We start from the raw sequence: 12,096 nt of genomic DNA, 5'->3' as shown, positions 1-12,096 counted from the left end.
GGCGGCAGTCACAGTGCACGCTTCCGCGGGCCGGGGACCTTGGCGTCGGACTCGCGCAGGTACAGCGGGGTGCTGGGCAGCAGCGGCAGTCCCCGCACCAGGCGGACGACGGCGGTGCGTCCCAGTGCGGCGGCGGTGGGCTGCGCAGCGGCGAAGCCGTCCACCGCGTGCAGGGTCCCGGGGTACAGCCCGGCCCCTGCCCCGTAGACGGGCAGTGCGGGCACCTCGGCGGGGTCGGTCACGTGCGGGCCGTCCAGCAGCTCGGGGGTGCCGCCGGTGCTGCGGTAGGCAGCCCAGTAGACCTCTTTGCGGCGGGCATCGGTGGCGACGGCGAACTCGTCTATGCCGTGGCGCCACGCGTCCAGGGCAGCATCCACGGCGACGGCGTCCAGGCTCATCACCCCGTGCAGCGGCTTGTCCCAGGCGAAGGCGAGGGTCCGCGCGGTGGCGATCCCGGCGCGCAGCCCGGTGAAGGGACCTGGTCCGACCCCGACGACCAGGGCGTCCAGGTCCGGCCCGGCAACCCCGGCGTCGGCCAGCAGGTTGGCGATTGCGGGGGCCAGGACTTCGGCATGGGAGCGGGTGTCTTCGCTGGCGAAGGACGCCAGGACCTCTGACTCCCCGTTGAGCAGTGCCGCGCTGGCTATGGCGGAGGTATCAATGGAGAGAATCAGCACGGTTCCTATTCTACGGCGCGCTCCGCAGGGCGTTTTTCCCGGACGTCCCGGCGGTCAGCCCAGGTCCGGGGCCTGCTGCCAGCGCGGGCCGAAACCCGCCAGCCGGATGGTGCGCTCCTCATCGGCGTCTTCTGCAGAGAAGTCGGTGGACGGAGCCGCACCCGGACCGCCGCCGACGGCGCGGACCAGCGTGATCTCCAGCCGGCTGTCGGAGAGGTGCTCCACCAGCCCCCGGCCCCATTCGACCACGGTGACGGAACGGTCCATGGAGGCCTCGAGGTCGATGTCGTCGACCTCGCCTTCCGAGCCGAGCCGGTACGCATCCACGTGGATGAGGTCCGGCCCGGAGCCCAGGTTGGGGTGCTCGCGGACCAGGACGAAGGTGGGTGAGATGATGCCCGGACGCACACCGAGCCCGGCGCCGAGGCCCTGGGTGAAGGTGGTCTTGCCGGCGCCGAGTTCACCGGTGAGCAGCAGCAGGTCCCCCCGGCGCAGGACGCGGCCGAGCCGTTCGGCGAGCGTCTGGGTTTCTTCGGCGCCGGCCGTGCGGTACTCCGCTTCCCAGGCAGGTGTCGATGTCACTGTGCCTGCACCGCCTGTGCCTCGTCGGTGGTTTCGGCGGTGTCCGGTGCCGCGTCCAGGGCAATGGGCAGCGCTTCGGCGCCGTCCTCCGGGGCAAGCGGGGCGCTGTCGACGTACACGCGCGGGACGCGGCCGCTGATCCGGGAGATGATTTCGTAATTGATGCTCCCGGCGGCGGATGCCCATTCGTCCACGCTTGGCAGGCCCTCGCCGCCGAAGAGGATGGCTTCCCGCCCCTCGAAGGACTCCGGGGTGCCGGCAATGCCGGTGCGGTGCAGGTCGATGACCATCTGGTCCATTGCGACGCGTCCCACCACCGGGTAGGTCTGTCCGTCCACCTGGACGGGGCCGCCGGTGGCGACGCGCGGGATGCCGTCGGCATAGCCCAGCGGCACCAGGGCCAGCGTGGTCGGCTCCGCGGTCCGGTAGTGCAGCCCGTAGGAAACACCCTGGCCGGCCGGCACTTCCTTGCATGCGGCAATGGTGGTCTTCAGGCTCATGGCCGGGCGCAGGCCCAGCTCTGCGGCGGTCTGCCCCGCAAACGGGGACAGCCCGTACATGCCCAGCCCGATCCGGACCAGGTCAAAATGGGCGTCGGGGCGGGACAGCGCCCCGGGGGTATTGGCAATGTGCCGCACTTCGCGGTCTACGCCGGCATCTTCGGCTACGGCGACGGCTTCGCGGAACTTGCGCAGCTGCTCATCGGTTTCCGGGCGGTGCGGTTCGTCCGCGACGGCGAAGTGGGAGAAGATCCCGACCACCCGCAACAGGCCTTCCTCCTGGTAGGCCACGGCCCGGCCCACGAAGGCTTCCCAGAGGGCCTCCGGGCAGCCGTTGCGGCCCAGTCCCGTGTCTATCTTCAGGTGGACCCGGGCGGGCATTTCGAGTTCCCGGGCCGCCGCAACCACCGCGTCCAGGTCCCAGCCGGAGACGCCAAGGTCCACGTTGGCCCGGATTGCTTCGGCGAATTCGGCGTCCCTCGTGTGCAGCCAGGCAAGGACCGGTTCGGTGATGCCGGCGGCCCGGAGCGCCAGCGCTTCGCTGATGTGTGCCACGCCCAGCCAGGCGGCGCCTGCCGAGACCGCTGCCTTGGCGGTTTCCACCGCACCGTGGCCGTAGGCGTCGGCCTTGACCACTGCCATGACGCGGGCGGGGCTGACCACGTGGGCCAGGTGGCGGACGTTGTGCCGGATGGCAGCCAGGTCAATAACGGCAGAGCGCTCGGACGGGGGCCGGAATTCAGGGTAGTTCACGTACCTATTCTTTCACTCCCCTCCCCCTGAAGCGTGCGGTACATGATGTGCAGGCCGGTCAGCCCCTTGACCGGGTGCCGGAAGGCTTCGGGCACGGTCGCAAGGATGGAGAAACCCAGCGACTGCCAGAGCTGCACCGCACGGGTGTTCGTCTCCACCACGGCGTTGAACTGCATGGAGCGGTAGCCCCGGCGGGCCGCTTCGTCCAGCACATGTCCGGCCAGGGCCCGGGCAATGCCCCGGCCGCTGAACTGCGCAGCGGTCATGAAGGACGCGTTGGCTATGTGGCTGCCGTTGCCGGACTTATTGGGGTGCAGCTGCGCCGTCCCGACTACCCCGTTGTCGGTTTCAGCCACGAACACCACTGTGGGCGCGGGTTCCATCCACAGCTTCCGGGCCTGCTCCTCGCCGGTGTCGGTGTCCCAGCAGTAAGTGTCCCCGGCACGCACGATGGGTTCCATCAGGTTCCAGATGCCCGGCCAGTCACCCGGCCGGGCTTCCCGGATGGTTACTGCCGTCATTTACGCTTCGAGGGCTGCAGCCCAGAGGTTGATCTTGGAGTCGACGGCGTATTCGTCGATCCGGTGCAGTTCGTCCGGGGTGAATTCCAAGTTGTTCACGGCTGCCAGCGAGTCCTCCAGCTGCTTCACGCTCGAGGCGCCGATCAGCGCGGAGGTGATGGACTCGCCGTCCGGCCGGGTGCGCAGGACCCAGGCGATGGCCATCTGGGCCAGGCTCTGGCCGCGTGATTCGGCGATGCTGTTGAGCCCGCGGACCCGGTCCAGGTTTTCCTCCGAAAGCTGGGACTGGTCCAGGGACTTGCCGGCGGCGGCGCGGGAGTCTTCCGGCACGCCGCCCAGGTACTTGTTGGTGAGCAGGCCCTGGGCCAGCGGCGAGAAGGCAATGGATCCGGCGCCCACCTGGCGCAGTGCCTCGAACAGGTCGGGCTCCCCGTCCTCCACCCAGCGGTTGAGCATGGAATAGGACGGCTGGTGGATGAGCAGCGGCGTGCCCATTTCGCGCAGGATCCGGGCCGCTTCGATGGTCTTTTCGGGCGAGTAGGAGGAGATGCCGGCGTAGAGCGCGCGGCCGGAGCGCACGGCCGTGTCCAGGGCACCCATGGTTTCCTCTAAGGGAGTCTCCGGGTCGGGGCGGTGGCTGTAGAAGATGTCCACGTAATCCAGTCCCATGCGTTCGAGGGACTGGTCCAGGGAGGAAAGCAGGTACTTGCGCGATCCCCAGTTTCCGTAGGGGCCCGGCCACATGTCGTACCCGGCCTTGCTGGAAATCACCAGTTCGTCCCGGTACGGGCGGAAGTCGTCCCGGAAGTGGCGGCCGAAGTTGGTTTCGGCGGAGCCGTAGGGCGGTCCGTAGTTGTTGGCCAGATCGAAGTGGGTGACGCCGAGGTCGAAGGCACGGCGCAGGATGGCGCGCTGGGTCTCGAAGGGTTTGTCATCGCCAAAGTTGTGCCAGAGGCCCAGGGAAACCGCCGGGAGCTGGAGTCCGCTCTGTCCGACGCGCCGGTAGGGCATGGATTCGTATCGGTTATCCGCAGCAACGTAAGTCATGGGGACCATACTGCCACTGTTGCCGGGCTCACGCCGTCGTGCCGTTATCCGGCGCCGTGCCTGCCGTTATCCGGCGCCGGGACCTGCTTAACCGGCGGCAGCCGGCACCCGGCGGATAACTGCCTGCGGGTGCCGGCTGCGCGGAAGGCCTGGACGCTAGCCAGCCAGGATGGCCGCACCGTACGCCGGCAGCTGCACGGCATCCCCGTACAGCTCCACCGGTGCGGTCTCCAGCAGCACGTCGGCCTGCGTGCCGAACGGAAGCGGCACTTCACGCGGAGTGTCGGCAAAGTTCAGCGCCACCGCGGTGGAGCCGCGCTGCAGCACCAGCCAGCGGCCCACTTCGTCATAGTCCACCCGGACGTTGCGCAGGTCCGGGTCCATGAGGTCAGGGGTGTTCCGGCGCAGCTCCAACAGACGGCGGTACAGGTCCAGCAGCCGGCCGTGGTCCCCTTCTTCCACCTCGTCCCAGTCCAGCTTGGAGTTGGTGAACGTCGTCGGGTCCTGGGGGTTGGGAACCGTTGCCGGGTCCCAGCCCATCCGCTCGAATTCCTTCAGGCGGCCTTCGGCCGTGGCCTTCCCCAGTTCGGGTTCGGGATGGGAGGTGAAGAACTGCCAGGGCGTGGACGCGCCGAATTCCTCGCCCATGAACAGCATGGGAGTGAACGGCGAGGACAGGCTCAGCACCGCGCCGAGGGCCAGCTGCTCGAAGCCCAGGGTAGCGCTCAGCCGGTCGCCCGCGGCCCGGTTGCCGATCTGGTCGTGGTTCTGGATGGCCGTGACCAGCTGGCGTGCAGTCACCACCTCCTTGTCCAGCGGGCGGCCGTGGCCGCGTTCGCGGAAGGTCGAGAACGTTCCGTTGTGGAAGAACCCTTCCTGCAGGACCTTCGCCAACGCACCGACGGAGTCGAAGTCCTCGTAGTAGCCGCCGTTTTCGCCGGTGAGGTTCGTGTGGGCTGCGTGGTGGAAATCGTCGGACCACTGGCCCGCAAGGCCGTAGCCGTTGATGTTCCGCGGCGTAATCAGCCGGGGGTTGTTCAGGTCCGACTCCGCGATCAGGAACAGGGGCTTGCCCAGGGCTTCGGCGCATTCGTCCGTTGCCGCGGCCATCTCTTCGAGGATGTGCACGGCCCGTTCGTCATGCAGGGCGTGCACGGCATCGAGGCGCAGGCCGTCCACGTGGTAGTCGCGGAACCACATGAGGACGTTGTCCACGATGTACTCGCGGACCGTATCCGAGAGCGGCCCGTCCAGGTTGACTGAGTCCCCCCACGTGTTCGACTTACCTTCCGTGAGGTAGGGGCCGAACATGGGCAGGTAGTTGCCGCTGGGGCCGAGGTGGTTGTACACGACGTCCTGGATGACGCCGAGGCCGGCCTGGTGGGCGGCATCCACGAACCGCTGGTAGGCCTGAGGCCCGCCGTAGGTTTCCTGCACCGCGTACCACAGCACGCCGTCGTAGCCCCAGTTGTGCGTTCCGTTGAACGCGTTCACCGGCAGCAGCTCGATGTAGCGGACCCCCAGGTCCACCAGGTAGTCCAGCCGGCCGATCGCTGCGTCCAGGGTTCCCTCGGGGGTGAAGGTGCCCACGTGCATTTCGTAGATCGCGCTGCCGTCGAGCCCCGGGGAGGCCCAATTACCGTCCTGCCACTGGTGCAGGTCCGGGTCGAAGGTACGCGAGAGTGCGTGCACCCCTTCGGGCTGCCGCCGGGACCGGGGATCCGGCACCGGCGTTTCGGCATCGTCGATGAGGTAACCGTAGTCAATGTCCTCGGTGAGTTCGGCGTGCTGGACGTGCCACCAGCCGTTCTCGCCGCGGGTCATCGACAGGTGCCGGCCGTCGGCCAGCAGCGTCACCGTTTCCGCCTTGGGCGCCCAAACGTCGAAGTTGGTCCTCATTTGCCGTCCTCCCGAACAAGCAGCGCCACCGGATAGGTGCCGAACAGATCCGCAGCGGCCAGCCGGCCGCTGCTCTGGTGCGTTGTGCCGGTGACGACGTCCCGGTAGGTTCCCGGAGCCAGGACGACGGCGGTGTCCTGCCAGCCGCCGCGGCGCTCAAGCCCGAGCGGGAGACGGGTCACCAGCGTAACCGCGCCGCCGCGGTCGAATCCGAAGAGGTGTTCGGCCGCAGGTCCTTCCGCCGCTACGGGAACGTACCCCGTGAACAGCTCGGGACGTCCGCGCTTGAGCTGCAGCGCGCGGGTGGTGACCAGCAGCTTGGCTGCGGCATCCTCGTCCACGGCCGGCGCTCCGGAGCCGGTGAACGACGCCGTGACCTCGCGTCGGCGGGCGAAATCCACCGCGCGCCGGTTGTCCGGGTCCACCAGCGAGCGGTCCCAGAACTCGGTGCCCTGGTAGACGTCCGGCACTCCGGGCATGGTCAGCTGCAGCAGCTTGGCCGAGAGCGAATTGCTGTACCCCGCTTCGCGGATGCTTTCGACCAGCGCAGTGATCACACCGTTGACGTCCGGGTTGTCGAACGCCGCGTCAACGGCTGCATGCATGCGCTCTTCGAATTCCGCGTTGGGAGCCGTCCAGGTGGTGCTGCTGGCTGCTTCCCGGGAGGCCTTCTCCGCGTAGGCGTGTGCGCGTTCCCGGCTCAGCGGCCAGGCTCCGACAAAGGTCTGCCACAGCAGGTTCGCCATGGGCCCGTCATGCATGGGCGCCAGGGAATCGAGGCGCGTGAACGCTTCGGCCCACTGTTCCGGGATTTCTGCGAGCACGGAAATCCGGGCACGGGTGTCCTCGCTGCGCTTGGTGTCATGCGTGGTCAGGGCCGTCATGGCCGCCGGCTGTTCCAGCTGCCGGCGGAGCAGGCGGGTGTGCATCTCAAACGGCGCCACGGCGAAGTGGGCCGGGTCGGCACCCACTTCGTTGAGCGAGGTCAGCCGGGAGTAACGGTAGAACGCCGTGTCCTCGACCCCCTTGGCCATCACCATGCCGGAGGTCTGCTGGAAGCGCACCGCCAGCTCGCCCAGGCTGTCCAGGGACACTGCGTCCCCGGAGTCATTGCCCAGCAACGGGTTCAGCAGCGGATGAAGGATGTCGAGGGCACCGGCGAGATCCGGGCGGTGGACCTTGGCCGCAATCACGGCGTCGGTCAGGTATCCGGCGCCTTCGGGCAGGTAGCTGCGGTACACCGGGAAGCAGGCCAGCAACTCCGCGAGCGCATCCGCAGCCGTTGCCTGGTCCAGTCCGCTGTCCGCCGGGAGCAGCCGCACGAGGCGCTGCACCTCGGAGTGCAGCAGGCCGTCCGCGATGACCCGCTTGGTGCCGTGGATCATCTGCGCATACGGTTCCGTGGGTACCAGGGCGGTCAGCGCGTCGCTGCCCGCGGGATCCACGAACAACCGGTCGATGTCTGCCAGCGCGTCGTAGCCCGTGGTGCCTTCGGTTTCCCAGTCCGCGGCGAGTTTCTCGCCCGGTTCCAGGATCTTTTCCACCAGGATGTACGCGCCGCCGGTGATCTCCCGCAGCCGGGCGAGGTAGCCCTTGGGATCGGCGAGTCCGTCCGGATGGTCGATGCGCAGGCCGTCCACGAGGCCTTCGTCGAACCAGCGCTTGATTTCGGCGTGCGCCTCGTCAAAGACCCAGGGCTCTTCCACCCGGATCCCGGCGAGGGTGTTGACCCCGAAGAAGCGGCGGTAGTTCAGTTCGCTGTCGGCGCGGCGCCAGTTGACCAGCTCGTAGGACTGGCGGGCGTGCACATCCTGCGCACTGTCCCCTTCCGAAGCGGTGCCCTCGGCGACCGGGAAACGGTGGTCGTAGTAGTGCAGTTCGTTGCCCGCCAGCTTGAGCTGCTCGAGTTCGTTGCCGCCGTCGCCCAGCACGGGCAGCCGGAGCTTCCCGTTCCCGGCGTCCCAGTCAATGTCGAAGGCCTCGGCATACCGGGAGCTGCGGCCTTCCGCCAGCACGGACCACCACCATTTGTTCCGGGATGGGGTGGCGATGCCCATGTGGTTGGGCACGATGTCCACCAGGACACCGAGGCCGGCCGCATGGGCGGCGTCGGAAAGGACCTTCAGCCCCTCCGCTCCGCCGCGCGTCGGGTCGACTGCCGACGGGTCGGTGACGTCGTAGCCGTGGTCGGAGCCTTCTTCGGCCGTGAGGATGGGCGAGAGATAGACCCAGTCCACCCCCAGGTCGGCCAGGTACGGCACGAGCTCCGCGGCGTCGAACAGGGTGAAGGACGGGCGGATCTGCAGCCGGTACGTGGAAAGCGGTGTCCTCATTCGGCGGCCTCGGTGTTCTGGGCTGCCAGTGCCGCGAGGGACGCGGCCACGGAGTGGTCGTGCTCTTCTTCCTCTTCGTGCGCCCGCAGGACCACCATGGACTTGGCGGCGACGGTCAGCTGTCCGTCTGCGGCTACCGGCTCCGAGTCGGCGTATTCGCCCGCCGTATCGATGACCGTGTCCCACATGGGAGCGTATTCCTTGGACGGAAGGGTGATCTTCACGGCCTCGTCATGGGCGTTGAAGTACAGCAGGAAGTTCACGTCGGTGATCCGCTGTCCGCGCGCGTCCTTGCCCGAAATGCCCTGGCCGTTGAGGAACACGCCCAGCGAACGGGCCACCGGGGTGTCCCAGTCGTCCGGGGACATGGTGGATCCGTCCTCGGTCAGCCAGACAATGTCCGGCAGGGCTTCGCCCTCGCCGCGCCGCACGGGGCGGCCGTCGAAGAACCGGCGCCGGCGGAACGTCGGGTGCTCGGCGCGCAGGGTGTTCACCGCTGCGGTGAATTCCATCAGCGGCGCGTCCATCGCATCCCAGTTGATCCAGCTCAGCTCGGAGTCCTGGGCGTACGTGTTGTTGTTGCCCTGCTGTGTCCGGCCCAGCTCGTCGCCGTGGGCGATCATCGGCACGCCCTGGGAAAGGAGCAGCGTGGCGAGGAAGTTGCGCTGCTGGCGGGCACGCAGGGAGAGCACGGCGGGGTCATCCGTGGGACCTTCCACGCCGCAGTTCCAGGAGCGGTTGTGGGACTCGCCGTCGTTGTTGTCCTCGCCGTTGGCCTCGTTGTGCTTCTCGTTGTAGGACACCAGGTCATGCAGCGTGAAACCGTCGTGGGCGGTGACGAAGTTGATGGACGCCACCGGACGGCGGGCCGAGGACTCGTACAGGTCGGCGGAGCCGGTGATGCGGGAGGCGAACTCACCCAAGGTGGACGGCTCGCCGCGCCAGAAGTCGCGGACCGTGTCGCGGTACTTGCCGTTCCACTCGGTCCACTGGGGCGGGAAGTTGCCCACCTGGTAGCCGCCGGGTCCAACGTCCCACGGCTCGGCGATCAGCTTCACCTGGGACACTACCGGGTCCTGCTGGACCAGTTCGAAGAAGGCGGAGAGGCGGTCCACGTCGTAGAACTCGCGGGCCAGCGTCGAGGCCAGGTCGAAGCGGAAACCGTCCACGTGCATTTCGGTGACCCAGTACCGCAGCGAGTCCATCAGCAGCTGCAGGGCGTGCGGGTTGCCGACGTTGAGCGAGTTGCCCGTGCCGGTGTAGTCCATGTAGTACTTCTTGTCGTCTTCCACCAGCCGGTAGTAGGACGCATTGTCAATGCCGCGGAAGGACAGGGTGGGGCCCATGTGGTTGCCTTCGGCGGTGTGGTTGTACACCACGTCCAGGATCACTTCGATGCCGGCGAGGTGCAGTGCACGCACCATGGCCTTGAATTCCTGCACCTGCTGGCCCTGGTCGCCGGTGGCGCTGTAGGTGTTGTGCGGAGCGAAGAAGCCAATGGTGTTGTAGCCCCAGTAGTTCGACAGTCCCTTTTCCTGCAGGGTCGAGTCGTTCACGAACTGGTGCACCGGCATCAGTTCGATGGCGGTCACCCCGAGCTTCTGCAGGTGGGCGATGACGGAGGGATGGGCAACGCCGGCGTAGGTGCCGCGCTGGTCCTCGGGGACGTCGGGGTGCAGTTCGGTCAGGCCCTTGACGTGCGCTTCATAGATCACTGACTGGTGGTACGGGATCTTCGGCTTGCGGTCCCCGTCCCAGTCGAAGAACGGGTTGATCACGACGCCCATCATCATGTGCGGGGCGGAGTCTTCGTCGTTGCGCGAGTGTTCGTCACCGAAGTTGTAGCCGAACAGGGCCTGGTCCCAGTCGATCTCGCCGGCAACGGCCTTGGCGTAGGGATCCAGCAGCAGCTTGTTCGGGTTGCACCGGTTGCCGTTCTCCGGATCGTTTGGTCCGTCCACGCGGTAGCCGTACTTCTGCCCGGGCATGACCTGCGGCAGGTAGCAGTGCCAGACATACCCGTCGACCTCGCTCAGGCGGACCTGGTGCTCGGTACCGTCTTCATCGAACAGGCACAGGGTTACGGAATCTGCCACCTCGCTGTACAGAGCAAAGTTGGTGCCGTTTCCGTCGTAGGTTGCGCCCAGCGGATAGGCATCTCCCGGCCAAACTTCCATGTAGTGCTCCTGACTAGTTCCCTGACAACACGAAATTGATATGTCTACTTACTTTTTTACCCCAGAGTTGGAGCTTACTTGAATTTGCCGCCCGGCCGTGCCGTGAGATCCGCCACCAGTGACCGGATCTGCGGTCCCAGCTGTGAGGGCAGGACCGGTCCGGCGGCGGCGGCAAGCACTCCGGCGCGGCCGTGCAGGTGGGCGGCGGCTGCCGCCAGGCGGGCATAGTGTCCGGGCGCCCGCTCGCCCGCCGGGGTGCGGTCGGTGGCCAGCAGCGCACCTAGGATTCCGGCAAGCGTGTCGCCGCTTCCCGCGGTCGCCAGCCAGGGCGTCGCCTCGGCCTGGCTGTACAGTTCCCCGGTGGGCGCCGCGGCCAGCGTGGCCCAGCCCTTGAGCAGGACGGTGGCGCCGGTGCGTTCCGCCGCCAGCCGTGCATAGCGGATGGGGTCGGCTTCCACGCCGGTCCGTTCGGCGTCTTCGCCCAGGGTACGCAGCAGGGCGGTGAGTTCACCGGCGTGCGGGGTCAGGACGACGCCGGGGTGCAGGCCTGCGCCGGCGGCACCGATGGCGTCGGCGTCGATTACTGCCGGCAGCCCCGATGCCATGGCGTCACGGGCCCGCCGGCGCTGGTCTTCGTCGTTGCCGGCACCGGGTCCGGCAAGCCAGGCCTGGACGTGGACGTCGCTGACCGTCCCCGCACTGCAGACGGCTTCGGGATGCGCGGCATTGACCAGCCGGGCAACGCCGGCGGGGCCCAGGTAGCGGACCATGCCGACGCCGGTGGCAAGCGCCGCTCCCGTGGCCATCAGCGCGGCGCCGGGATAGGTCTCCGACCCGGCGGCAATGCCGAGCACACCGCGGCTGTATTTGTGGTCCGCGGGGGCAGGGACCGGCAACAGTTCCGCCAGGTCCTCCGGCTGCAGGCGGTGGGCGGCCGGGCCGGGGAGGTACGGACCGAGGCCGATGTCGACGCAGTGGATCCCACCGGCCGCCGCTGCCCCGGGGCCGGCCAGCAGGCCCGTCTTGACGGCACCGAAAGTGACCGTGAGGTCCGCGTGCAGGCAGGTTCCCTCCACGCGGCCCGAATCGGCATCGACGCCGCTGGGCAGGTCGCAGGCCACGACCAGCGGTGCCCGCCCCTGGGTCCGTGCCGCGTTCAGTGCTTCCGCAAGGAGCCGGACCGGTCCGCGGAGGCCGCCCCTGCCGCCGGTGCCCAGGACGCCGTCCAGCACGGCATCTGCGGCCAGTGCGGTCCGGGTGAGGTCAGCGGCGGTGGAATCGGTGAGGACCAAGGTCTTTCCCCCCTGTGCCAGGAAGGCTTCCAGCGCTTCGGGGTGTGCCGCGGCGGAGGTAAGCACCGCCGTCACGGCTGCTCCGCGGCGGGCGAGCCGGGCGGCGGCGTACAGGGCATCGCCGCCGTTGTTGCCGGCACCGGCAAGCACGGTAACACTCGAGCCGTAGATCCGGCCCCGGCGGGCGGCCAGCCGGTCTGCGGCGGCGGCGTACAGCCCGTAAGCTGCACGCCGCATCAATTCGGCTCCCTGCCCCGCGGCCAGCAACGGCTCCTCGGCCCTGCGGACGGCGGACCCGGTATACGCACTGATCAT

9 protein-coding genes are annotated in these 12,096 nt (G+C 68.2%); all 9 read right to left on the bottom strand.

Features of this window, described 5'->3' with window-relative positions:
• Window positions 1-8 precede the first annotated feature (8 nt).
• Window positions 9-677 (bottom strand): tRNA (adenosine(37)-N6)-threonylcarbamoyltransferase complex dimerization subunit type 1 TsaB, encoded by a 669-nt coding sequence (gene tsaB / locus AC5RT8_RS12765; RefSeq protein WP_494096076.1) that lies wholly within the window; start codon window positions 675-677, stop codon window positions 9-11.
• A gap of 54 nt (window positions 678-731) precedes the next feature.
• Window positions 732-1,259 carry a tRNA (adenosine(37)-N6)-threonylcarbamoyltransferase complex ATPase subunit type 1 TsaE gene (tsaE, locus tag AC5RT8_RS12760; RefSeq protein ID WP_494096075.1) on the bottom strand — a complete coding sequence of 176 codons (528 nt, stop codon included), beginning with the start codon at window positions 1,257-1,259 and terminating at the stop codon, window positions 732-734.
• Complete coding sequence (gene alr / locus AC5RT8_RS12755; protein ID WP_494096074.1) at window positions 1,256-2,512, bottom strand: alanine racemase; 1,257 nt, start codon at window positions 2,510-2,512, stop codon at window positions 1,256-1,258. The genes tsaE and alr overlap by 4 nt, the downstream gene beginning before the upstream one ends.
• Window positions 2,509-3,033 (bottom strand): GNAT family N-acetyltransferase, encoded by a 525-nt coding sequence (locus AC5RT8_RS12750; protein WP_494096073.1) that lies wholly within the window; start codon window positions 3,031-3,033, stop codon window positions 2,509-2,511. Before AC5RT8_RS12750 ends, alr begins: the two co-directional genes overlap by 4 nt.
• On the bottom strand, window positions 3,034-4,080 hold the full coding sequence (gene mgrA, locus AC5RT8_RS12745; protein WP_494096072.1) for an L-glyceraldehyde 3-phosphate reductase: 1,047 nt from the start codon (window positions 4,078-4,080) through the stop codon (window positions 3,034-3,036). It lies immediately after the preceding gene.
• A 156-nt stretch (window positions 4,081-4,236) separates the two neighbouring features.
• Entirely contained in the window at window positions 4,237-5,979 is a 1,743-nt protein-coding gene (treZ, locus tag AC5RT8_RS12740; RefSeq protein WP_494096071.1) for a malto-oligosyltrehalose trehalohydrolase, read from the bottom strand.
• Entirely contained in the window at window positions 5,976-8,312 is a 2,337-nt protein-coding gene (gene treY, locus AC5RT8_RS12735) for a malto-oligosyltrehalose synthase (RefSeq protein ID WP_494096070.1), read from the bottom strand. The genes treZ and treY overlap by 4 nt, the downstream gene beginning before the upstream one ends.
• On the bottom strand, window positions 8,309-10,489 hold the full coding sequence (gene glgX, locus AC5RT8_RS12730; RefSeq protein WP_494096069.1) for a glycogen debranching protein GlgX: 2,181 nt from the start codon (window positions 10,487-10,489) through the stop codon (window positions 8,309-8,311). The genes treY and glgX overlap by 4 nt, the downstream gene beginning before the upstream one ends.
• A 74-nt stretch (window positions 10,490-10,563) precedes the next feature.
• Window positions 10,564-12,096, bottom strand: coding sequence for an NAD(P)H-hydrate epimerase (locus AC5RT8_RS12725; protein WP_494096068.1), 1,533 nt, complete (start codon window positions 12,094-12,096; stop codon window positions 10,564-10,566).

This window comes from Arthrobacter sp. Ms25, from assembly GCF_059090365.1.
The sequence above is the reverse complement of the archived record's forward strand: the minus strand, read 5'-3'. Positions and strand labels throughout refer to the sequence as shown.